Annotated in this window: 20 protein-coding genes; 5 read left to right on the plus strand and 15 right to left on the minus strand. The window is 65.3% G+C overall.

From position 1 onward, the window contains the following. Positions 1-49: 49 nt before the first annotated feature. Together AMB_RS07855 and AMB_RS07860 are read right to left on the minus strand one after the other, a co-directional pair. Positions 50-1,780, minus strand: coding sequence for a methyl-accepting chemotaxis protein (locus tag AMB_RS07855; RefSeq protein WP_050750664.1), 1,731 nt, complete (start codon positions 1,778-1,780; stop codon positions 50-52). Positions 1,781-1,957: 177 nt separating this feature from the next. Next, positions 1,958-2,605, minus strand: a complete 648-nt coding sequence (locus AMB_RS07860) for a Crp/Fnr family transcriptional regulator (RefSeq protein WP_231849023.1) — start codon at positions 2,603-2,605, stop codon at positions 1,958-1,960. A gap of 510 nt (positions 2,606-3,115) precedes the next feature. Between AMB_RS07860 and clpB the strand changes: the two genes are divergently transcribed. Beyond that, the gene (clpB, locus tag AMB_RS07865; RefSeq protein ID WP_043743817.1) at positions 3,116-5,707 is read left to right on the plus strand and encodes an ATP-dependent chaperone ClpB; all 2,592 of its coding nucleotides are present in this window, start codon (positions 3,116-3,118) and stop codon (positions 5,705-5,707) included. 325 nt (positions 5,708-6,032) lie between these two features. Here the strand turns inward: clpB and nifW are convergent, their stop codons facing one another. The 10 genes from nifW to AMB_RS07915 all read right to left on the minus strand — a co-directional run bounded on the left by nifW (position 6,033) and on the right by AMB_RS07915 (position 14,049). Next, a complete protein-coding gene (nifW, locus tag AMB_RS07870; RefSeq protein ID WP_011383971.1) occupies positions 6,033-6,341 on the minus strand; it encodes a nitrogenase-stabilizing/protective protein NifW in 309 nt (102 codons plus the stop codon). Beyond that, positions 6,338-7,483, minus strand: coding sequence for a homocitrate synthase (gene nifV, locus AMB_RS07875; RefSeq protein WP_011383972.1), 1,146 nt, complete (start codon positions 7,481-7,483; stop codon positions 6,338-6,340). Before nifV ends, nifW begins: the two co-directional genes overlap by 4 nt. Before the next feature lie 11 nt (positions 7,484-7,494). Beyond that, positions 7,495-7,833, minus strand: a complete 339-nt coding sequence (locus AMB_RS07880; protein ID WP_011383973.1) for a HesB/IscA family protein — start codon at positions 7,831-7,833, stop codon at positions 7,495-7,497. An 81-nt stretch (positions 7,834-7,914) separates the two neighbouring features. Beyond that, the gene (locus AMB_RS07885) at positions 7,915-8,532 is read right to left on the minus strand and encodes a nitrogen fixation protein NifQ (protein ID WP_011383974.1); all 618 of its coding nucleotides are present in this window, start codon (positions 8,530-8,532) and stop codon (positions 7,915-7,917) included. 139 nt (positions 8,533-8,671) lie between these two features. Next, a complete protein-coding gene (gene fdxB, locus AMB_RS07890) occupies positions 8,672-8,971 on the minus strand; it encodes a ferredoxin III, nif-specific (protein WP_011383975.1) in 300 nt (99 codons plus the stop codon). Between the two features lie 26 nt (positions 8,972-8,997). After that, on the minus strand, positions 8,998-9,444 hold the full coding sequence (locus AMB_RS07895; RefSeq protein ID WP_011383976.1) for a NifX-associated nitrogen fixation protein: 447 nt from the start codon (positions 9,442-9,444) through the stop codon (positions 8,998-9,000). 17 nt (positions 9,445-9,461) lie between these two features. Further along, positions 9,462-9,881, minus strand: a complete 420-nt coding sequence (nifX, locus tag AMB_RS07900; protein ID WP_148207337.1) for a nitrogen fixation protein NifX — start codon at positions 9,879-9,881, stop codon at positions 9,462-9,464. A 52-nt stretch (positions 9,882-9,933) separates the two neighbouring features. Continuing rightward, complete coding sequence (gene nifN / locus AMB_RS07905) at positions 9,934-11,292, minus strand: nitrogenase iron-molybdenum cofactor biosynthesis protein NifN (RefSeq protein WP_011383978.1); 1,359 nt, start codon at positions 11,290-11,292, stop codon at positions 9,934-9,936. After that, entirely contained in the window at positions 11,292-12,674 is a 1,383-nt protein-coding gene (gene nifE / locus AMB_RS07910; RefSeq protein WP_011383979.1) for a nitrogenase iron-molybdenum cofactor biosynthesis protein NifE, read from the minus strand. The genes nifN and nifE overlap by 1 nt, the downstream gene beginning before the upstream one ends. A gap of 145 nt (positions 12,675-12,819) precedes the next feature. Further along, complete coding sequence (locus AMB_RS07915; protein WP_011383980.1) at positions 12,820-14,049, minus strand: hypothetical protein; 1,230 nt, start codon at positions 14,047-14,049, stop codon at positions 12,820-12,822. A gap of 180 nt (positions 14,050-14,229) precedes the next feature. On the opposite strand from AMB_RS07915, the gene AMB_RS07920 reads away from it, so the two are divergent. Further along, positions 14,230-14,748 carry a GNAT family N-acetyltransferase gene (locus tag AMB_RS07920; RefSeq protein ID WP_011383981.1) on the plus strand — a complete coding sequence of 173 codons (519 nt, stop codon included), beginning with the start codon at positions 14,230-14,232 and terminating at the stop codon, positions 14,746-14,748. Positions 14,749-14,848: 100 nt separating this feature from the next. Here the strand turns inward: AMB_RS07920 and nifK are convergent, their stop codons facing one another. From nifK to nifH, 3 genes are all read right to left on the minus strand, one after another. Next, positions 14,849-16,384, minus strand: a complete 1,536-nt coding sequence (gene nifK, locus AMB_RS07925) for a nitrogenase molybdenum-iron protein subunit beta (RefSeq protein WP_011383982.1) — start codon at positions 16,382-16,384, stop codon at positions 14,849-14,851. A 96-nt stretch (positions 16,385-16,480) separates the two neighbouring features. Then, positions 16,481-17,938, minus strand: coding sequence for a nitrogenase molybdenum-iron protein alpha chain (nifD, locus tag AMB_RS07930; RefSeq protein WP_011383983.1), 1,458 nt, complete (start codon positions 17,936-17,938; stop codon positions 16,481-16,483). Positions 17,939-18,030: 92 nt separating this feature from the next. Then, entirely contained in the window at positions 18,031-18,924 is an 894-nt protein-coding gene (nifH, locus tag AMB_RS07935; protein ID WP_148207338.1) for a nitrogenase iron protein, read from the minus strand. A 310-nt stretch (positions 18,925-19,234) separates the two neighbouring features. On the opposite strand from nifH, the gene AMB_RS07940 reads away from it, so the two are divergent. The 3 genes from AMB_RS07940 to AMB_RS07950 are packed head-to-tail and all read left to right on the plus strand — an operon-like array spanning position 19,235 to position 21,413. Continuing rightward, positions 19,235-20,050, plus strand: a complete 816-nt coding sequence (locus tag AMB_RS07940) for an NAD(+)--dinitrogen-reductase ADP-D-ribosyltransferase (protein ID WP_011383985.1) — start codon at positions 19,235-19,237, stop codon at positions 20,048-20,050. 11 nt (positions 20,051-20,061) lie between these two features. Next, positions 20,062-20,979, plus strand: coding sequence for an ADP-ribosyl-[dinitrogen reductase] hydrolase (gene draG / locus AMB_RS07945; protein ID WP_011383986.1), 918 nt, complete (start codon positions 20,062-20,064; stop codon positions 20,977-20,979). A 14-nt stretch (positions 20,980-20,993) separates the two neighbouring features. Continuing rightward, complete coding sequence (locus AMB_RS07950; RefSeq protein WP_043743829.1) at positions 20,994-21,413, plus strand: ArsC/Spx/MgsR family protein; 420 nt, start codon at positions 20,994-20,996, stop codon at positions 21,411-21,413.

The raw sequence follows: 21,413 nt of genomic DNA on the forward strand, positions 1-21,413 counted from the left end.
GGCGCCCCGTCATCCCGGCCTTGAGCCGGAATGACGGGGCAGGGACGCTTTACACATAGCCGATGCGCAGCGCCCCCCAGTGGCGGCCGTTGACCAGGATGGGGGCGGAGACGTCGAGCATCAGGGCCTGCTTGCCGCCGCCCATGTCGCGGCGATAGCTCTGCACGGCGAAGGGATTGGTATTGCGGGCCGCCTTGAGGCCGACGGCATCGTCGAATTTGCGGCGGTTGCGGCAATGGGCGGCGTTCCAGGCGGGGTCGCCGCCCTGGGGCTTGGAGAATTCCAGGTTATGGGTCGGCAGATAGCCGTTCCGGTCCACGGCGGTGCAGAACATGATGCGCCCGTTCCCCGCTTTGACCGCCTCCTGGACGGCGGGCAGCACGCGGTCGGCCAGGGCGGTGAAGCGGGTGGTGTACTGGGGAGGGTTGCTCCCCGGGACCGGCTGATAGGCCTCGTCGAACAGATCGTCGGGCGACAGCGCGCCCTTGGCCAGTTCCTGCTCGAACAGGGCGCCGATCTCCCGCGCCTTTTCCCGCGCCAGGGCGACGAACGGGGTTTCCTGGGTTTCGATGCCGGCCTCGGCGGTCAGCACCACCAGTCGTTCCCCGGCGTCGAGCAGGTCCTGAAGCCGCGACCGGGTGGCGTCCAGGCGGGTGCGGAATTCCGCCAGCGCCTCGGCCGCCTGATCGATCTCGGCCGAGAGGCCGGACGAGCGGTCATGGATGGATGATGCGTCCGCCGCCACATTCTCCACCCGCCCGGCCATCTCGGCCAGGGAGGTGCGGATATGGTCCATGGTGTCGGCGATGGCCGCCGTCTCGGCGGTCAGGCCGCCGGCCTTGGTGGCGCTGTGGTCGCCCTGCTCCACCAGCTTGCCGGCGGTGCCGGTCAGGCCTTCCAGGGTCTGGCGGATTTCGGCGCTGGCCGAGCCGGCGCGGCGCGACAATTCCTTGACCTCGCCCGCCACCACGGCAAAGCCCTTGCCGTGTTCGCCCGCCCGCGCCGCCTCGATGGTGGCGTTCAGCGCCAGCAGGTTGGTCTGCCGGGCGATATGGCCGATGCCCTGGGCCACGCCCACCACGTTGCCCATGGCGTCCTGGAGGTCCAGCAGCAGGCCGCGCCCGTCGGTGACCATGCGCACTACCTCGTCGATGTCGCCCAGCGAGCCCCGCACTCTTTGCCGCGAGGTCTCTGCCTCGGCCGAGGCGGCGGTGGCTCCGGCCAGGGTCTCCTCCATGGCGGCGACGATGCGCTGGTTGGCGTCCGACAGGGCGCGGATGCCCTGTTGCAGTTCGGCCAGCAGGGCGTGCTGGTCGGCGACCTTGGTGGCCACCTCGTCGATGTCCTCGGCGATCTCGATCATCTGCTTGCCGATCCCGCCGGTCTCGCGGGCGAAGGCGGCGACGATGGTAGTCTCCTCCTGGCGGATGCGCAGCAGCGAGGTGACGCAGAAGCGCACGATGCGGGCCAGGGGGCGCACGGTCTCCAAGGGGCCGGCGATGCCGAAATTGATCAGCCGGGTGCCTTCGAAGTCCACGCCCATGTTGACGCCCTCGCGCATTCCCGAGGATTTGGCCGCCTCTTCCTTGGTGACGCCGTACTCCTCCATCTCGCCCCGCATGATGCGGGCGGCGATGGCGTGATTGGTGCCGATGCGCTCCTTGACGCTGGAGGCGACGATGCGGCCCTCCTCGCCCATGAAGCTGCAGACCAGGCCAAGCTCAGCCGAGAAGACCTCGCACAGTTCCTGGCCGAAGCGGGTGTCGAATTCGATGCTCATGACAGCGTGGGGCGGGGCTGGCGCATGGGGGCTCCATCATGCGGAATGCCGCCATGGGCCATGAATGCGACCGGCGGCTGATCAATGGTAAAATAAACTAACCAGGCCGCAACGGGAATGCAACATCCCTTCGCCGGATGCCGCCTCGCAGCCGGTCGTCAGGGCGTTCGCCAAGGATCAGGAATAGGGGGCGGCTGGGCGGGAGCCCTGGGCATGCAAGGTGACGTGCCGCCCCTGGAACGAGAGATGCCCGGCATCGGCCAGGCGGCGCAGCAGGCGCGAGATCACCTCCGGCCCGGTGCCCACCATGGCCGCTAGATCGCGCCACGACATGGGCAGGTCCAGCGACAGGTCGCCATTGGACTCGTGCCCTCCGGTCTCGGCCGCCAGGGCGCTCAGAGTGGACAGCACCCGGTCGGGCAGATCGGCGCTGCACAGGCGGAAGATGGCGTCCTCGTTCTCGCGGATTTCCGCCGCGCTGAGCTTCAGCAAGGCCAGCCCGACCGAAGGGTCGTCGTGCAAGGCGGTAGTCAGCCGCTCGGCCGGCACGAAGCAGCCGGAGATATCGGTCAGAGCCCGCGCCGCGCTTTCATGAAAGTTGCCGCCCAGCATGTTGGCGCAGGGAAAGAACGAGCCGGGATGGAGAATTTTCAAGATGACCAGATCGCCGTCCTCGTCCACCCGCTCCAGCGCCACCATGCCGGTGGCCAGGCTATAGGCGCCTCCCACCAGGTCGCCCTGGTGATAGAGGTTCTTGCCCTTGGCCAGGGAGAACCGGGACGACAGGGTGGGGAAGGGGCAGCGCTTTCCCAGGACGTCGCGCATCGGCTCGCGTCGAGGCGAAGACCAAGCCTCACATCCGCAGCAAGTCTTCGACGCGCCCATTCTGCTCTCCCTCCTCAGGATGATGGCGTGGCAGATGTCATGACGATTGGCGTTTCAAATCAAGAAAAAAATATTCGATAAGGAATAGTTCTAAAATCATACGGACGGCCTACTCTTGTGCGGTGCAAAATGTGGGCAAGTGCCGCACGACGACCAACATTACGGCAGGATGACAATTTGAAGCAAATTTCAACGAATCATGATCATTCTGCGGCTTTCTGCCCCTTGTCATATTTGATGTTCCTCATGTCGTCTTTATCTTGGGGAGGGGGGCTGTGGACGGTCAACCATAATCTCCGTGTGGATTTCGGACGGGTGGGGAAAGGGGGGCGGCAAAGCCGGCTTGCGGCTTGGCCGAATCGCTCCATATCAAGCGGAGAAAAGGCAGACGCCTGGACCGTTGCCTCTTGAAGGGACGGTTCCGCCGCCGCTCGAACGATGAGGGCAAAGATGGATTTCGAGAAATTTACCGAACGCTGCAAGGGTTTCATCCAGTCGGCTCAGACCCTGGCATTGCGCAGCGGACACCAGCGCCTGACGCCGGAGCATCTGGCCCAGGTGCTGCTGGCCGACAAGGAAGGTCTGGCCGCCAACCTGATCCGCGCCGCGGGAGGTGACCCCGTGCGGGCGCTGAAAGGCGTCGAGACCGAGCTGGGCAAGCTGCCCAAGGTGGAAGGCCCCGGCGCCGGCGGCGTCCATCTTGCCCCCGAACTGGCCCGCCTGCTGGATCAGGCGGTGCAGCTGGCCGACAAGGCCGGGGATTCCTTCGTCACCGCCGAGCGGCTGCTGCTGGCGCTGACCCTGGCCACCGGAACCTCCACGGCCAAGGTGCTGGCCGAGGCCGGCGTCACGCCCCAGGGCCTCAACCATGCCATCGAGGATGTCCGCAAGGGCCGCAAGGCCAATTCGGCCTCGGCCGAGGACAGCTACGACGCCCTGAAGAAGTACGCCCGCGACCTGACCCAGGCGGCCCGCGACGGCAAGCTCGATCCCGTCATCGGCCGCGACGAGGAGATTCGCCGCACCATCCAGGTCTTGAGCCGCCGCACCAAGAACAATCCGGTGCTGATCGGCGAGCCCGGCGTGGGCAAAACCGCCATCGTGGAAGGCCTGGCCATCCGCATCATCAACGGCGACGTGCCCGAGACCTTGAAGAACAAGCGCCTGATGGTCCTCGACCTCGGCGCCCTGGTGGCCGGTGCCAAGTTCAGGGGTGAGTTCGAGGAGCGCCTGAAGGCGGTCCTCACCGAGGTCACCGCCGCCAATGGCGAGGTGGTGCTGTTCATCGACGAGATGCACACCCTGATCGGCGCGGGCGCTGCCGAAGGCTCCATGGACGCCTCCAACCTGTTGAAGCCCGCTTTGGCGCGCGGCGAATTGCACTGCATCGGCGCCACCACGCTGAACGAATACCGCAAGCATGTGGAAAAGGACGCCGCCCTGGCGCGGCGCTTCCAGCCGGTCTTCGTCTCCGAGCCGGGGGTGGAGGACACCGTCTCCATCTTGCGCGGCCTGAAGGAGAAGTACGAATTGCACCACGGGGTGCGCATCGCCGACGGCGCCCTGGTCTCGGCGGCGACGCTCTCCAACCGCTACATCACCGACCGCTTCCTGCCGGACAAGGCCATCGATCTGGTGGACGAGGCGGCCTCGCGGCTGCGCATGCAGATCGATTCCAAGCCCGAGGCCCTGGACGAGCTGGACCGCCGCATCGTCCAACTGAAGATCGAGCGCGAGGCGCTGCGCAAGGAAAGCGATGCCGGCTCCCGCGATCGCCTGGGCAAGCTGGAGGTGGAGCTGAATCAGCTCGAACGGGAATCCTTCGACATGTCCGAGCGCTGGCGGGCCGAGAAAAGCCAGTTGGCCGATTCCACCAAGGTCAAGGAACAGCTGGAAGAGGCCCGCATCGAACTGGCCAATGCCGAACGCGCCTCCAACTGGGCGCGGGCCGGCGAGCTGAAGTTCGGGGTCATTCCCGACCTGGAAAAGCGCATCGAGGGCGGCGGGGATTCGGGAAGCCGCATGCTCACCGAATCGGTGACCGAGGAGCACATCGCCAGCGTGGTGTCGCGCTGGACCGGCATTCCGGTGGAAAAGATGCTGCAGGGCGAGCGCGATAAGCTGCTGGGCATGGAAAGCCGCCTCAAGACCCGGGTGGTCGGCCAGAGCGAGGCGCTGGTGGCGGTGTCCAACGCCGTGCGCCGGGCGCGTGCCGGCCTGCAGGACCCCAACCGTCCCATCGGCTCGTTTCTGTTCCTCGGCCCCACCGGCGTGGGCAAGACCGAGCTGACCAAGGCCCTGGCCGAGTTCATGTTTGACGACGAGACCGCCATGGTCCGCATGGACATGAGCGAGTACATGGAAAAGCATTCGGTGGCCCGCCTGATCGGCGCGCCGCCCGGCTATGTGGGCTACGAGGAAGGCGGCGCGCTCACCGAGGCGGTACGGCGCCGGCCTTATCAGGTGATTTTGTTCGACGAGGTGGAAAAGGCCCATCCGGACGTCTTCAACGTGCTGCTGCAGGTCCTCGATGACGGCCGCCTGACCGACGGCCAGGGCCGCACCGTGGATTTCCGCAACACCCTGATCGTTCTGACCTCCAACCTGGGCTCGGAGATTCTCGCCAACCAGGAGGAAGGCCATGATTCGGCGGAAGTGCGCGCCGAGGTCATGGAGGTGGTTCGCGCCTCCTTCCGCCCGGAATTCCTCAACCGGCTGGATGAGATCCTGCTGTTCCATCGCCTGGGGCGTGGCGACATGTCGGGCATCGTCGACATCCAGCTGAAGCGCCTTCGCGCCTTGCTGGCCGATCGCAAGATCACCCTGTCCCTGGATGCCGGTGCCATGGAATGGCTGGCCGAGAAGGGCTATGACCCCGCCTATGGCGCCCGCCCCCTCAAGCGGGTGATCCAGCGCGCCCTGCAGAACCCCCTGGCCGGGCTGATTCTCGAAGGCGTGGTCAAGGATGGCGACGCGGTGACCGTGGCGGCGGGCGAGGGGGGATTGCTTATGAACGGAAGATTTACAGGGGGTGAGGTGTGAATATCCGACCTGTATGGGAGGACATAGCTGCTATTCGCGGATGCCGTAGCTGATTTTGTGGCGCAACTTTTTTAAGTCGTGCTAGAAGCCCGTCCTCCAGGTTCTTCCGGTGCTCCTCTCCCCCCCCATCCCCCCCGGGGAGTACCGGCCAGATCGGGTCGCCGCGCAAGCGGCGGCCCGATCGCCTTTTTGGGGGATGTTCAATTCAAGACTGACGCCGCCGCCATCACCAGGCTTGACCCGGTGATCCATGCAGCCGCCAGCCATCATGCCCAGAACAGGTCCGGGCATGATGGTTTGGAATATGGAAGAGGAAGGGGCGGCGTTACCGCGCCGCCATGGGGCGGATTTCGTTCAGGCCCACGAAGCCCGGATGGGCGTCCTTGAACACCTTGAAGGTCTTGGTGCCGCGGCCCTCGGCGAAGTCCTCGTAGGCTTCGATCAGGGCGGCACGGGCCACCGCTTCCACCTCGAACTCGGCCAGGCCGTCGACATTGGTGCTGCGCAGCACCTCGCGGAAGCGCTTGAGGATGTGCAGGCGGCTGACGTTGAGCACCGACTGGTCGAAGGGAACCTGCAGGGTCTGGAAGAACTGCTCGGCGGACGACAGGGTGGCGAGGGTCTCGAGGATCATGACGGGACTCCGGTGATGGCGGTGGCGGTTCCGGCGAAACGCCGCAAATCGTCTGCGGTGGGGATGGTCTTGGTGGTCGAGGCGTGGCGGCGGACCTGGGCCAGCATGGCGCGGGCTTTCGCCGCATCCACCTCCAGCCCGATCTCGCGGCAGGCGTGCAGCACCGAGGTCAGGCCCGAATGCTTGCCCAGCACCAGACGGTGGCCGCGGCCCAACTCGGCCGGGTCTAGCGCCTGATAGGTGCGGGGATCGCGCAGCAGGCCGCTGACATGGATGCCGGATTCGTGGGTGAAGATGTTCTCGCCGACGATGCTCTTGTCCACCGGCACCGGGCGGCCCGAGGCCTCGGCCACCAGCTTGGACACCCGGCCCAACTGGCGCTTGTCGATGCCGGTTTCCCGGCCGTAGAGGTGGCCCAGCGCCACCACCACCTCTTCCAGGGGGGCGTTGCCGGCCCGCTCGCCCAGGCCGTTGACCGTGGTGCTCACATGCGTGGCGCCGCCCCGGACGGCGGCCAGGGAATTGGCGGTGGCCAGCCCCAGGTCGTCGTGGGCGTGAATTTCTAGTTCCATGGAGGTGGCGGCGCGCAGGGCGCGGAAGGCGTCGTGCACGGCGAAGGGGTCCATGATCCCCATGGTATCGGCGAAGCGGAAGCGCTGGGCGCCCGCCGCCTCGCAGGCCCGCACCACATCGGCCAGGAAGGCCGGATCGGCGCGCGAGCTGTCCTCGCCGCCCACCAGGACGTCAAAGCCCATGGCGCGGGCCTTGCCCACCATGACGCGGATATGCTCCAGCGCCCAGGCGCGGTCGCGGCCCATCTTGGCGGCCAGTTGCAGGTCGGAGACCGGAATGGACAGGTTGACGGTGGCGACGTCGCACAGCGCCGCCGCCTCCAGGTCGTCTTCCATCATCCGGCACCAGGCGATCAGCCGGGCCTTGAGGCCGAGGCCCGCCACCTTGCGGATGGCGGCCTGTTCCTCGGCTCCCATGGCGGGAATGCCCACCTCGATCTCCGGTACGCCGGCGATGTCCAGCGTCCGGGCGATATCCAGCTTCTCGTCCAGGCGGAACGCGACCCCGGCGGTCTGCTCTCCATCCCTCAGAGTCGTATCGTTCATGACGATGGTGGCGGCCTTCGTCATGGCGGGGTCTCCTAGCCGCAGCTCTTCATGGCGCAGGAACAGCCGCCGCCGGCGGTGGTGGTGGGGGCGGGGGGCTGGTTGGGATTGTCGAACACGAAGCCCGAGCCCATGGCGGAGCTGTCCACGTAATCCATGGTCGCTCCCGTCAGCCACAGGGCCGAGCCGGGATCGATGAACACCTTCACGTCGGAGAACTCCAGGACCTGATCGTCCTCGGCGGCGTTCTCTTCCAGTCCCATGTTGTAGGAAAAGCCCGAACAGCTTTTGTTGACCATGATCCGCAGACCCAGGTACTCGCCGTTGCAGACCTCGCGGATGACGTCGATGGCCTTGTCGGTCAGGTTCATCATGACTGTGTCCTCCTTGCCGGAACCAATGTCCTGTCCTTTGGATCAGCAAGAAGGGTGCCAAGTGCTAGCGCATTGAAAACACTAGAAGGATGCGGGAGGGGAATCCGACAATGTCGACTTTGCGACAAGCAGCGAGACGCCGTCCTCGGCCCCGAAGCAGGTGGTGAAGTCGGTGCAGACCTCGCAATTGGGCGACTTGCAGATCATGACGCCTTCCCTCTGGCAGAGTTCGCGGTAGAAGAACTTCTTCCACTTCATGTCGCGGCTGTTCAGCTCGGCCAGGCCGAGGAAGTGGCGGCGCATCAGCCCGGACAGATCGGCGCGGCTGGTCAGTCCCAGGTCCTGCCACAGGTGGTTGGCGCCCAGGCAACGCCGCGCTACCACATGGGCCATCCATTCCTCCTCGATGAGGCCCCGTGTCCGGTGTTCCAGCAACAGGGCGCGAAGATCGGGCTCCTCGATGGTCAGCGGCTCGTCGCCATGGCCGTCCAGGGACAATCCCGAAAGCAGGCCAGGGGCGTGGGGGAAGCTTCGCCCCACCAGCGCCGCCAGGCATTCCTCGGAAAGCCCAAGCCCCACCGTCAGGCTTTCTCCCGGCGTGGAGAGGGCCATGGCGATGGCACAGGCGAACAGGTGGCGGTCGAACGGATCGCCGCCGCCGGGGCCGGACATCAGACGGGCGTAGATCTCCTTGGCCATGGCTTTGTCCTCCTGGAACAGGGTGTTGTCATCCCGAGCCTTGGCGAGGGATCTCTTCCTGGACCGTCGGCTTCGATCCGGACCGAGCGTTCCAGAATGAGATCCCTCCTCCCGAAGGTCGTCGGGATGACACTCACATTCACGCCGGAACCGGCTCGTGAGTCTGGGCCTTGGTGCCGCAGACGGCGAAACAGGCGCCACAGCCGATACAATTGCCCTCATTGGCAATGGCCATGACGGTCTTCTCGATCTCGCCGTCGTCGTCCTCTTCGGGGTCGATGTACTCGCCCTCTTCGCTGAAGCCCATCAGCTTCATGACGCTGTGGGTGCAGACCTTGAAGCAGCGGCCGCAGCCGATGCACAGCTCGGCGCTGATCTTGGTCAGGTACTTGGGGATCCAGACCGACCCGTCGCGGGTGGTGAATTGGCGAAACGACATGGAACTCTCCCTCTCTTGGGTTTAGGTCAGGCGGCGGCGACGTCGGGATACTTCTCAATGGTGGCGACGCCTTCATCGATGAGCTTCTGGGCCTTGGCGCTCATGGCCTCGACCGAGTCGAAGCCGAAGCGGTGCAGTTCGCGCATGTAGGAATTGACCGCCACCAGCTTGCCGGCGGTCAGGATCATGCGGCCCCAGCCTTCGTGGTGAATCTTCATGATCGGCGCGATGGCGCGGCCGGTCTTGTTCTCGATGGCCATGGCGATGGCGTTGAAATACTGCTCGACCCGCCACAGGATGTCGGGGTCGGGATCGCCGAACAGCGGGATCTCCCGGCGCTGCTCCTTGCTAAGGATATAGGGCGCCAGCACGTCGTCATCCGACATGGATTCCCATGCCCCGCTCATGTCCTGGGCGCGGATGAACATGCACAGATTCTTGATGAAGGGATCCTGGGTGGCGGTGGCGGTCATGGCTGGACTCCTGTCGGTTATTCGTCGTCGTCGACGAAGCGCTCGTCGCCGGCCTCGCCGTCGCGCATGGCCTTTCTCAGCCACGGCGGCGGATTGCCCTTCAGCATGGTGCGGACCCGCTCGATCACATCCGAGATGGGCTCGTCGTTGGGCAGCTTGATGGGGTGGACGTTGACGCGGACCACGCGGGCGGCGGCCGGGCCGCCGATGGCGCGGCAGAACAGCAGGGCGGCGCCCTTCAGCGCGGAGATCTTGGCGGCCAGACGGTCCTCGCCGTCTTCCTTGTGGTTGCCGTCCTCGGCGGAGACGTTGTCGAACTGCACCGCTTCGAGGAAGCTGTGACCTTCGGGGCCAACGTCGTAGAACATGAAGGTCTTGGCGCTGGCGAAGTGGGCGTCGACGCGCTGGCGGTCCTGGGTGGCGACGGCGATTCTCATGTGACCTCCTTTGATCTTCGGTCTCGATCCCTGGGAAGGGGGCGCGGCGGGATCAACCAGCCGCAGCACTCTGGTGACCATGGGCGTGCTCCGACTGCTGGTGGGCGTGTCCGGGGCGCTCCATCAGGATGTTGCCCAATTGGGTGATCAGGTCCCGCGTGCCGCGGTAACCCGCCGATGTCAGGTGGGCGGCGCCCAGGCGGTCGAACACCGGAAAGCCGGCGCGGAACAGCGGGATGCCGTGATGGGCGGCCACCTGACGTCCATTGGAATTGGCGATGATCAGGTCGGCGCCGCCGGCCTCCAGGATCTGGTCCTCCAGATCCTCGAAATCGCCGACGATGATCCGTTCGGCCTTCAGCTCGGCCAGCATGGGGACGGGCTGGGTGGTGACCGCCGCCGCGACGGTGGCGCCCATGTCGGTGGCCAGCTTGCCCATGCTCCACAGCAAGGCGGGCTCGGCGGCGATGGCGATGGAGCGGCCGCCGAAATAGAAGTGGCCGTCCAGCATGGCGTCCACCAGCTGCGAGCGGGCGCGGCGCTGGCGGGCGGGAACGGGAACGCCGGCCACGGTGGACAGGCAGACCATCAGGCGGTCGACGGCATCCAGGCCGGTGACCCGGTCCAGCACCACCGAGGGAACGCCGGTGATGGTCTCGGCGGTCTTGGCGGCGATGCGCATGTGCTCGCCGATGGCGATGGTCAGGCGTGCCCGGCCCATCTCGCGCACCTGGGCGACGGCGGTGCCGCCCAGGGTGGTGGGGGTATAGGCGTCGGGCACATGGCCGTCCAGGGAGTCCGACAGGTCGGGCAGGACCATGGCCTCCAGGCCGAAATCGGCGATGATGTCCTTTAAGGCCTCCACGTCACCGGGGGTGAGATGGGCGCCGGGCAGCAGGTTGACCCGGTCCAGCTTGGCGTGGTTGCCGGACGGCTTGGCCAGGCTCTTGATGATGGCGGTCACCGCCTTGCCCCAGCCGGTCTCCAGCGAGCCCGAGAAGTCGGGGGCCGAGACGTCGACCACGGCGATATCGGCCAGTTCCTTGTTGCGTGCCCGAATGACCTTGACGTCGCCGGCCATGTCTTCGCCGCGGGTCTCGGTCAGGGCGGTGGAGATCAGGCCGATGATTTCCGGCTTGGCGCGCTTGGCGATGTTGAGGAGACCTTCCTCCACCTGGTCCATGCCACCCAGGATGGTGCTGATCTCGTTCATGGCGGTGGTCTGCAGCGGGATGGCCTCGCGGAAGTGGCGGACCATCATCACCAGGGCGAAGGCGGTGCAGCCCTGGGAGCCGTGGAACATGGGCAGGCAGCCCTTCATCCCCATGAAGGCCAGCGCCGCGCCCAGCGGCGCGCTGACCTTGAGCGGAGAGGTGGAAAGCGCCTTGTTGTGGTCGACGATAAGGGCCATCACGAATTCTCCCAGGGGGCGGGGGCGCGGACCTGCGCCCAGATCGGGCTGTTGATGGAAAGATCGATCTCGCGCACCAGGGCCACCATGCCGTCATAGGCGGCATAGCCGTGGTGGCGTTCCTGATTGATGTCGATCCAGGGGGTGCGGGCCTTCAGCGCCACGAATTGCGAACGTCCGCCCGACAGCATCATGTCGGCCTTGCCGTCCTTGAACATGGCGTACATGTCGCGCGGCGTGATGGCGTCGGCCAGCTTGTCCTCGTCGCCGCCCAGACGTTCCAGCGCCTTGGACTTGTCGGCCTCGGTGGCCTTGCGGACCGAGGAGCCCACCACTTCCATGCCCACTTCCTGCAGGGCCTGGATCACCGACCAGCTTTTGACGCCGCCGGTGTAAAGCAGCACCTTGCGGCCCGCCAGACGGGCCTTGTAGGGCTCCAGCCGCGCCCAGGCCTTGGCCTCTTCCTCGGCGATCAGAGCCTCGGTGCGGTCGGTCAGGGTGGGATCGGCGCCGCGCTCCACCAGCATGCGGGCGATGTTGCGCAGGGCGTCCGAGGTGTCGGAGATGCCGTAGAACGAGCCTTCGAAGTAGGGGATGCCCCACTTCTCCTTCATCTTGCGGGCGAGCGTCACCAGGGCCTGGGAGCACAGCACCATGTTGGCGCGCGCCGTGTGGCAGGCCGCCACCTCGCGATAGCGGGCGTCGCCGGTGATGGAGGCGCGCAGGCGGATCCCCAGGCGGGCCAGCAGGGGGCGGAACTGGTCCAGCTCGCCCGCCACGTTGTACTCGCCCAGGATATTGATGTCGCAGGGGCCGGCATCGTCGGGCTCCACCGTGCCGATCACATGCTCGAACAGCGCCTCGCCGCCTAAGCGGTTGCCCAGGTTCTTCGAGCCGACGAAGCCCGGCGAATTGATCGGGATCACCGGGGTGCCCAGGCGCTGGGTGGCGGCGCGGCACACGGCGTCCACGTCGTCGCCGATCAGCGAGCCGACACAGGTCTGGTAGACGAAGACGGCGGGCGGGTTGTGGCGGGCGATGGCCTGCTTGATGGCCTTGTAGAGCTTCTTCTCGCCACCGGCGATAATGTCCAGGTTGGTCAGATCGGTGGTGAAGCCCTTGCGGTAGAGGTCCGAGCCGCTGCTCCAGGAATTACGGCCGTCCCAGGAATTGCCCTCGCAGGCGATGGGGCCGTGGACGAGATGGACCACGTCGGTGATGGGCTGGAGCGCGATCTTGGCACCGTCGAAGGCGCAGCCGCCGGCGGCGGCGCCGGGGGTGAGCGACTTGCCGCAGCCCTTCTTGCGCTCACCTTCGGATTTCGCCTGGTTGGTGGCGCATCCGGGTTCGTGCATCAGTTCGGCGATCTTGGCCTTCAGCATGGCGGACCTCGCGTAAAGCGGTTCGGGTCCTGACTCGCAAGGGCCGTGCCATTAGTAAAAGTGGCGGAAATGCTGGGGGGTGCGCAAACGGCAACCGGCCATTGTCGGACATGCGACAATGGCCGGTGTCGGGGATGCGCTGCTTTTAGCGGCTGGTGCCCAGGCTGACGGGCAGACGGAACTCGAACGGCCGGATCTGGTTCTGGCAGTCGGGATGCTGGGTCAGGGCGTCGGAGATCTCGGTGGGCATGGGATAGCCCATGGCGAAGGCCCAAAGCCCCAGCTTGGCGTCGATGTCGGTCAGGCCCAGGGACACCAGCGAGGTGGTGACCCGGCGGCAGAAGGACGAGGCCTCCTGCTTCTGGACTTCGCTGTCGGTCTGGCTGATGGCGATGGGGACGATGTCCTGCTCCTTGAGGAAGGTGCCGATGCTCTTGCCGCCGCCCACCGGCTCGTCCAGGACGCGCATGGGGGTCAGCTTGGAGATCACGTCCGAGGCGCATCCCCCATCGAGGGCCTTGGTCAGGCAGGCCGCGTCGGTGAAGATGGAGCGCCGCCAGTCGTTGACCCCCACCCGCCACGTGCCGATCTTCATCTGGGGATCGATCTCCTCGTTATAGCCGGGGGCATAGAGGGTGACGACGCCGCAGGAATTGCTGCCGATCTGCTCCGGGGTGGTCACCAGGCTGATCTGCTCCGTGGCATTCTGGGCGAAGAGCTGGCCCAGCGCCTTGTCCCACAGCCGCGCCTCGGTCTGCATGCGCCCCTGGTTGAGGGTGGTGAGGATCTTGGCCTCGGGCGCCATGGCGGTGGTGGCCACCTTGGCCACCCGGAGGGCGGCGCTGAGGGCCCCGGTCTCCACGGTCTTGGAGAACTTGCTCTCGAACTGGACGTTGAGGGTGGCGCCGGGCTGCACCTTGATGAAGGTGTTCTGCCAGATCAGGTCGAGATTGGTGGTGAAGCTTTCCCCCTGCTGGCCGCTGTCGTGGCTGACCGCATACAGGGGGACGGTGGCCTGATAGGCGGGCTGGCTGTCCACGGTGATGGTGGCGGTCAGGGTGAAGCCGGTCTTGTCCGACCACAGGGCGCGCAGCAGCATGGGACGGGTGCGGACGCCATAGGCCATGGCGGTGTCGGCGTCCTGGCTGGAATAAAGCGCACCCAGGCGGACATAGTAGCTGCCCTGCTGGCTGTCCAGGCGGTCGCTGGTCACCACGCCCTTGCAGGTCTTGGTGTTGTCGATCTCCATGCGCAAATAGGGCAGCGACGCCTTGAGGTCTCCCTTGGGGCCGTCGGGCGCCAGCTTGCCCGATTGAGACGCGCAAGCCGACAGCATCAGCGCGGGCAAAAGACCCCCCAAAATCAGACGGTTCATTCCAATCCCCCTTCGGTGTCAGTCGTCGCATAATGCTTAATTTATACATGTATATATATGCGCGGTAAATGCTAACGCGGAATCCTAATTGCATTGAATACAATCATAAGAATACTTGTGGAGTCCGGGCGATGGCGTGGCGGGTGTGATAACCTTGCCGCCTATCGAGGGGAGGACAGCATGAGCGTGTGCGTGCGACCGGCGCGGCCGGAGGACAGTGGCGACATCCTGCGGCTTCTCCGCCTGCTGGCGGCGTTCGAGGGCGAGCCCGACGGCGTCGTCACCACCGAGGACACCATCCGCGCCGACGGCTTCGGGCCGGAGCGCCGGTTCGAGGCCCTGCTGGCCGAGGTCGATGGCGCCGTGCGGGGAATGGCGGTGCTGTACCAGGCCTATTCCAGTTGGCGCGGCGCTCCCACCCTGGTGGTGCATGACCTGTTCGTGGACGAGGCGGCGCGGGGGACGGGGGCGGGCAAGACGCTGCTGTCCGCCGCCGCCGCCCTGGCCATGGAGCGGGGCTGTTGCCGCATGGATGTCAACGTGGTGGCCTGGAACGCCGAAGGGCGGAAATTCTATGAGCGCCAGGGCTTTGCGGCGCTGCCCGACTGGCTGCCCCATCGCCTGGACCGCCAGGGGATGGAGCGGCTGGTAGGGGCGGGGAGGATTGGAGGTCAAGGAGGCCAGCCTCCTTGCGGGTGAAGGGCGGCACCCTTCGCAACTCATCCCCCAAACGAGAAGCCCCGGAGAGGGCGGGTTCCTCTCCGGGGCGGGTCTCACGCGTTATGGAAGGGTTGGGAGATCAACGCGTGAGGTCGTAGGAGATGTCGCTCGACGCGTCGGCCACCTCGAAGATCCGGTCGAGGATCTCGACCAGGGTCCGCAGCGCACCCTGGTAGCCCATGGTGGGGAAGCGGTGGTGGTGGTGACGGTCGAACACGGGGAAGGTCAGACGGATCAGGGGGATGCCGGTGTCCTTCTCCAGATACTTGCCGTAGGAGCTGCCGATGATCATGTCGGTCGGCTCGGTGAAGAGCAGGGAGCGCAGGTGCCAGAGGTCCTTGCCCGCCCACACCTGGCAATCGGCGCCGAAGGGCGACGCGGCCAGGACGGCCTTCATCTGGGCGTCCCATTCCTTGCCGGCGTTGGTGCACAGGCAGTGAGTGGGTTCAATGCCCAGCTCCATCAGGAAGGAGGCCATGGACAGCACGAAGTCGGGATCGCCGAAGATAGCGGCCTTCTTGCCGTGCAGCCAGCCCTGGCTGTCGGCGATGGCGTCGACCAGACGGCCGCGTTCCTTTTCGATGGCCTCGGGGATCGCCTTGCCCGACAGCTCGGAGATCTTCATCAGCATGGCGTCGGTCCCGGACACGCCCATGGGGTAGTTCAGGGACGCGGTGGCCTGACCCTTGGACGCGACGTATTCCAGGGTCTTGTCCGAGCAGTAGTGCTGCAGGCCGAGGGTGGCCTTGGCGTTGATGGCGTCGCGGACGTCATCGAGCTTGGTGCCGCCGTCATACATGCGGAAGGTGCCATCGGTGGGGGTGTCGAACACCTCCGAGACGTCGCCGACCAGGGTGTAATCGACGCCCATGGCATCCAGGTAGCGCTTCAGTTCGCGGTTGTTGGCGACCGCGTAACCGTCGAAGCCGGGGATGATGTTGATCTTGCCGTTGGACGCGCCGGTCTTGACCTCGCCCTTCTCGCGGTCCCAGAAGTAGTTGAAGATGCCCTTGATCATGTTGTCGTAGCCGACGGTGTGGCTGCCGACGAACGACGGAGTGTGGGCGAAGGGGACGGGGAAGTCGGCCGGGACCGATTCCTTTTCCTTGGCGGTGGCGATGAAGGCGCTGAGATCGTCGCCGATGACTTCCGCCATGCAGGTGGTGGAGACGGCGATCATCTTCGGCTTGTAGAGGTGCTTGGCGTTGAGCAGGCCCTCCACCAGGTTGTTCAGGCCGCCGAACACGGCCGCGTCTTCGGTCATGGAGTCCGACACGCAGGCCGAAGCTTCCTTGAAGTGACGGGCGAGGTGCGAGCGGAAGTAGGCGGCGCAGCCCTGGGAGCCATGCACGTAGGGCAGGGTCTCTTCGAAGCCGGCGGCGGCGAACACGGCACCGAGCGGCTGACAGGCCTTGTGCGGGTTGATGACGGCCTTGGTACGGGCGAAGTTCTTCTCGCGATACTCCCAGGTCTTGGAGTATTCGAGCTGCTCGTTGACCTTTTCGTCAGACGGGCGGCACTCGTAATTGGCCTTCTTCTGGGCCAACAATTCCTTGTACTCGGGCTCGGAGAACAGGGAGATGTGGTCCTTGATGTTTTCAGCGCTCTGCGGCATGGCAGTCTCTCCTTATTCCTCCCCGCGCCCCCGGATATTGGGCGACACGCGGGGAGGGGATTTCCTAAAACCAGATCAGGGTCCGTGTGAAAGGGCTTAGGCGGCCTTCCACGGGGCCTTGAGCTTGCCCCACACCGGGGCGTTGATGGCCATGTCCATGTCACGGGCGAAGATGGCGAAGCCGTCATAGCCGTGATAGGGGCCCGAGTAGTCCCACGAGTGCATCTGGCGGAAGGGCACGCCCATCTTCTGGGTCGAGTACTTCTCCTTGATGCCCGAACCGACCAGGTCGGGACGGAGCTGCTCGATGAACTTCTCCAGCTCGAACTCGCTGACGTCGTCATAAATCAGCGTGCCTTCCTTGAGGTAGGTGGCGGTGCGCTGATAGTCGTCGTTGTGAGCGAACTCGTAGCCCGAGCCCACGATCTTCATGCCCAGGTCTTCGTAGGCGGTGGCGGTGTGACGGGGGCGCAGGCCGCCCACATACAGCATGACCGTCTTGCCATCCAGCCGCGGCTTGAAGCGGGCGGTGACCGCGTCCACCAGTGGCTGATACTTGGCGATGACCTCTTCGGCCTTCTTCTGGATGGTCTCGTCGAAGGCGGCGGCGATCTTGCGGAGCGAAGCGGCGATCTGGGTCGGACCGAAGAAGTTGTATTCGATCCAGGGCATGCCGTACTTCTCTTCCATGTGACGGCAGATGTAGTTCATCGACCGATAGCAATGGATGAGGTTCAGCTTGGCCTTGGGGGCGCGCTCGATCTCGGCCAGGGTGGCGTCGCCGGACCAGGAACCGATGACCCGCAGGCCGATCTCTTCCAGGAGCTTGCGGCTCGGCCAGGCATCGCCGCCGATGTTGTAGTCGGCGATCAGGTTCACGTCGTAGGGGCCGGTCGCCCACTCTTCCTCGGTGCCCTTCTCGAAGACCCAATCCCGGATGGCGTCGTTGGCGATGTGGTGGCCCAGGGACTGGGACACGCCACGGAAGCCTTCGCAGCGGACCGGAACGACCTTCTTGCCGATGTCCTTGGCCTTCTTCTTGGCGACGGCTTCAATGTCGTCGCCGATCAGGCCGATGGGGCACTCGGACAGCACCGAGATGCCGTTGTTCAGCGGGAACAGCCCGTCCAGCTCGTCGATCATCACTTCCAGGTTCTTGTCACCGCCGAAAACGATGTCGCGTTCCTGGAAATCCGAGGTCACCTGCATGGTGACGAAGCTGTCGATGCCGACGGTGCCGGTGAAGTAGTTGCGACGCTGGGACCAGGAATACTGACCGCAGCCGATCGGACCGTGGGAGATGTGGACCATGTCCTTGACCGGACCCCACACCACGCCCTTGGCGCCGGCATAGGCGCAACCGCGAACGGTCATGACGCCGGGAACCGACTTGATGTTGGACTTCACGCCGCAGGTCGGGGTGCCGTTCTCTTCGGTCTTGACGGTGCCGAGGTGGCGGGCGCGCTTCTTGGCCGACTTTTCCGGGTACTGATCGAGGACTTCCTTGATCAGCGCCTGGTTGGCGGCGGTGTCGTTGGTGTATTCGAGGCTCATGCCCCTTCTCCTTCTCTAGAGCTTCACTTTGCCCGCCCGGTCCGCCGACCCGTGAACCGGGCCGGCGGGGGCGGGTTAGGCGCTGATGCCGATCAACCGGCGCTGCAGAGGGTCTTTTCCTTGGCCTCGAGCTCGGCCAGGGCCTGCTCGTCGGACTTCATGATGCCGAACTCGAGCAGCATGTCCTCGAGCTCTTCCATGGTGATCGGGGTCGGGATGGTGCCCTTGCCGCCGTTGTTGTGGATCTTGGTGGCCAGGGCGCGGTATTCGCCGGCCTGCTTGGAGTCGGGGGCGTACTGGATGACGGTCTGGCGACGCAGCTCGGCGTGCTGCACGCCGTTGTCACGCGGCACGAAGTGGATCATCTGGGTGTTCAGCTTCTTGGCCAGGGCCTCGGCCAGCTCCAGCTCGCGGTCGGTCTGGCGCTCGTTGCAGATCAGGCCGCCCAGGCGGACGCCGCCCGAACCGGCATACTTCAGAATGCCCTTGGCGATGTTGTTGGCGGCGAACAGGGCCATCATCTCGCCGGACATGACGATGTAGATTTCCTGAGCCTTGTTCTCGCGGATCGGCATGGCGAAGCCGCCGCACACCACGTCGCCCAGCACGTCGTAGGACACGTAGTCCACGTCGTCATAGGCGCCGTTCTCTTCCAGGAAGTTGATGGCGGTGATCACGCCACGGCCGGCGCAGCCGACGCCCGGCTCGGGGCCGCCCGACTCGGTGCACTTGATGCCCTTGTAGCCGATCTTCATCACGTCCTCGAGCTCGAGGTCTTCCACCGAGCCGGCCTTGGCGGCCAGGTGCAGCACGGTGTCCTGCAGCTTGGTGTTGAGGATCAGGCGGGTGGAGTCGGCCTTGGGGTCGCAGCCGACGATGAGGATCTTCTGACCCATCTCGACGAGAGCGGCCAGGGTGTTCTGCGAGGTGGTGGACTTACCGATACCGCCCTTGCCGTAGAAAGCGATCTGACGAACCATGGGAATTTCCTTTCAGGTTGGCCTTCAAAATTTGCTCGGCGAGGACTGGGTCACCGCCACGGCCTCCTCATCGCAATGGGCGTGCCAGTTTGGTGTGCGCCGCAGCGACAAAAAATAATCGTGTAAAATCAATATGATGTCGTGGTGTGCCGCAGTCCTGCCCGCTTTTTGGGCGTCTGTGCGGAATCCGACAAAGCGCACCGGCAGTGTTGCAACCCCAACAGGAGCAGGGTTTCGGCCCTTTTCTGTCGGGCTATGCCAATGGGTATGAGTCTTGCATGTGTCGCGGCTGAATAACGGGGGTTCGAGTCGAGACATGATGGACGCGCGCGCGCAGAGCATCGGCCACAGCACCAATCTGGTCGGGTTGTCAACCAGCCTGCTGGGTTCGTCCGCGTTCAACGAGGACCCGCGGGAGCTTCACATCTCGGGCGTCCGCGAGATGAACAAGCAGCTGTTCGAGATGCTGGGGCAGTCCGACGGGCTGATGGATGCCGGCGATGCCTTTTATAAGTACATGATGGCCATGTTCGGCATCGACCCCGAGCAGCAGGAGGAACTGAAGGGCGAGCGCCGGCGCTACCGCTCCAGCTTCCTGCGCCTGCTCAAGGGGTGGGGCTATGATTCCAACGCGCCCGAGGGCGCCGTGCTCAAGGGTTGGGTGGAAAGCCGCTTCGGGCTGTTTCCCACCTTTCACAAGGAGATGATCACCCGCTTCTCCACCCAGGGCTGGGCGACCTATGTGGACGAGAAGATGTCGTCGCGCTTCCACAACAACTCCATCTATTGCCAGCTGGACATGCTCTACGAGTTTTGCCAGTGGGGCCTGGCCCGCCATGCCGCCCCCGGCCAGACCCATCTGACGCTCTATCGCGGCGTCAATTCCTTCGACGAGCATCAGGTGGTCGAGCGCGTTGATCGCAAGACGGTGATCATGCGCCTCAACAACCTGGCGTCCTTTTCGTCAGACCGCGAGGTCGCCGACTGTTTCGGCGACACCATCCTCACCGCCCGTGTGCCGGTGGTGAAGGTTCTGTTCTTCAACACGCTGCTGCCCGTCCAACCCCTGAAGGGGGAGGGCGAGTACCTGGTGATCGGTGGTGACTACCGGGTCACCGCGTCCTACTACTGACCGGATCTCCCATGCGCCTGCCCTTTCTCGACCGATCTCCCTCGTCCGGCCCCTCCCTGGAGGAGCGTGCGCTGGGCGCCTATCTCGGTTTTGCCGTCGGCGATGCCCTGGGGGCGACGGTGGAGTTCCTGACTAAGGGGGAAATCCGGGAAAAGTACGGCCTGCACCGCAAGATGATCGGCGGCGGTTGGCTGCACCTGGCGCCCGGACAGGTGACCGACGATACCGAGATGGCCTTGTGCCTGGGCCGCTCCCTGATCGCCAAGGGCGGGCTCGATCTCGCCAATGTCTGCGAGGAATTCGCCGCCTGGCTGAAGACCGGGCCGGTGGATGTGGGCAACACCTGCCGTCGCGGCATCCGCCGCTTCATCACCAACGGCACCCTGGACGGCGGCTATTGCGAGGGCGATGCCGGCAACGGCGCCGCCATGCGCAATCTGCCCACCGCCATAGCCACCTTGCACCGCCCCGATCTGATGGAAGAGTGGACGGTGGCCCAAAGCCACATCACCCACAACCATCCCCTGTCCGACGACGCTACCCTGGCGCTGGGGCGCATGACCCAGGCGCTGCTGGCGGGCCAGGGCATGAAGGCGGCCCGCGACGAGGCCAACGCCCTGGTGGAGAAGCACAAATGCTTCAAATTCGAGACCTTTCGGGGCCAGTCCACCGCCTATATCGTCGATACCATGCAGACCGTGCTGCACTTCTATTTCCTCACGGATTCCTTCCGCAACTGCCTGATCGAAGTGGTCAATCAGGGTGGCGACGCCGATACCACCGGCGCCATCGCCGGTATGCTGGCCGGCGCGACCTATGGCGTCCGCGAGATCCCGTCGGCCTGGCTGGGCAAGCTGGACAAGGCGGTGACCGATGAAATTCGCGCCCATGTGCCGGCCCTGCTGGCGCTGGCGGACACGTTAAAGTGAGGGAGGGCCAGGCAATGGCACTGATCGTCTTCTACGAAAAGCCGGGCTGCATGAACAATACCCGTCAAAAGCAGCTGCTGGCCAAGTCGGGACACGACGTGGTGGCGCTCGACATCCGCGCCCAGGGCTGGAGTCCCGACACCCTGCGACCGTTCTTCGACGGCTTGCCGGTGGCCCAATGGTTCAACCGGGCCGCACCCCGGGTCAAATCCGGGGCGGTGGTGCCCGAGGCCATCGGCGCGGACGAGGCCCTGGCCGAGATGTGCATGGATCCGTTGCTGATCCGGCGTCCACTGATGGAAAGCAGTGGGCGGCGCATGGCCGGCTTCGACGAGGCGGCGGTCGACGCCTGGCTGGGCCTGGCCCCGGCGCCCGAACCCCTGTCGGAAACCTGCCCCCGCAGCGACGGAATCTGCTCGGTCCCCGGACGGTAG

The organism is Paramagnetospirillum magneticum AMB-1 (genome assembly GCF_000009985.1).
Classification (GTDB): domain Bacteria; phylum Pseudomonadota; class Alphaproteobacteria; order Rhodospirillales; family Magnetospirillaceae; genus Phaeospirillum; species Phaeospirillum magneticum.

Excerpts from the sequence above, each read along its gene's own strand:
- AMB_RS07860 (WP_231849023.1), bottom strand. The coding sequence starts at position 2,605 with ATGCGCGACGTCCTGGGAAAGCGCTGCCCCTTCCCCACCCTGTCGTCC.
- nifE (WP_011383979.1), bottom strand. The coding sequence starts at position 12,674 with ATGCTGAAGGCCAAGATCGCCGAACTGATGCACGAACCCGGATGCGCC.
- AMB_RS07950 (WP_043743829.1), top strand. The coding sequence starts at position 20,994 with ATGGCACTGATCGTCTTCTACGAAAAGCCGGGCTGCATGAACAATACC.
- AMB_RS07915 (WP_011383980.1), bottom strand. The coding sequence starts at position 14,049 with ATGAACCGTCTGATTTTGGGGGGTCTTTTGCCCGCGCTGATGCTGTCG.
- nifV (WP_011383972.1), bottom strand. The coding sequence starts at position 7,483 with ATGACGAAGGCCGCCACCATCGTCATGAACGATACGACTCTGAGGGAT.
- draG (WP_011383986.1), top strand. The coding sequence starts at position 20,062 with ATGCGCCTGCCCTTTCTCGACCGATCTCCCTCGTCCGGCCCCTCCCTG.
- AMB_RS07920 (WP_011383981.1), top strand. The coding sequence starts at position 14,230 with ATGAGCGTGTGCGTGCGACCGGCGCGGCCGGAGGACAGTGGCGACATC.
- AMB_RS07885 (WP_011383974.1), bottom strand. The coding sequence starts at position 8,532 with ATGGCCAAGGAGATCTACGCCCGTCTGATGTCCGGCCCCGGCGGCGGC.
- clpB (WP_043743817.1), top strand. The coding sequence starts at position 3,116 with ATGGATTTCGAGAAATTTACCGAACGCTGCAAGGGTTTCATCCAGTCG.
- nifW (WP_011383971.1), bottom strand. The coding sequence starts at position 6,341 with ATGATCCTCGAGACCCTCGCCACCCTGTCGTCCGCCGAGCAGTTCTTC.
- nifD (WP_011383983.1), bottom strand. The coding sequence starts at position 17,938 with ATGAGCCTCGAATACACCAACGACACCGCCGCCAACCAGGCGCTGATC.
- AMB_RS07895 (WP_011383976.1), bottom strand. The coding sequence starts at position 9,444 with ATGACCGCCACCGCCACCCAGGATCCCTTCATCAAGAATCTGTGCATG.
- fdxB (WP_011383975.1), bottom strand. The coding sequence starts at position 8,971 with ATGTCGTTTCGCCAATTCACCACCCGCGACGGGTCGGTCTGGATCCCC.
- AMB_RS07880 (WP_011383973.1), bottom strand. The coding sequence starts at position 7,833 with ATGATGAACCTGACCGACAAGGCCATCGACGTCATCCGCGAGGTCTGC.
- AMB_RS07855 (WP_050750664.1), bottom strand. The coding sequence starts at position 1,780 with ATGAGCATCGAATTCGACACCCGCTTCGGCCAGGAACTGTGCGAGGTC.
- nifN (WP_011383978.1), bottom strand. The coding sequence starts at position 11,292 with ATGGCCCTTATCGTCGACCACAACAAGGCGCTTTCCACCTCTCCGCTC.
- AMB_RS07940 (WP_011383985.1), top strand. The coding sequence starts at position 19,235 with ATGATGGACGCGCGCGCGCAGAGCATCGGCCACAGCACCAATCTGGTC.
- nifX (WP_148207337.1), bottom strand. The coding sequence starts at position 9,881 with ATGAGAATCGCCGTCGCCACCCAGGACCGCCAGCGCGTCGACGCCCAC.
- nifK (WP_011383982.1), bottom strand. The coding sequence starts at position 16,384 with ATGCCGCAGAGCGCTGAAAACATCAAGGACCACATCTCCCTGTTCTCC.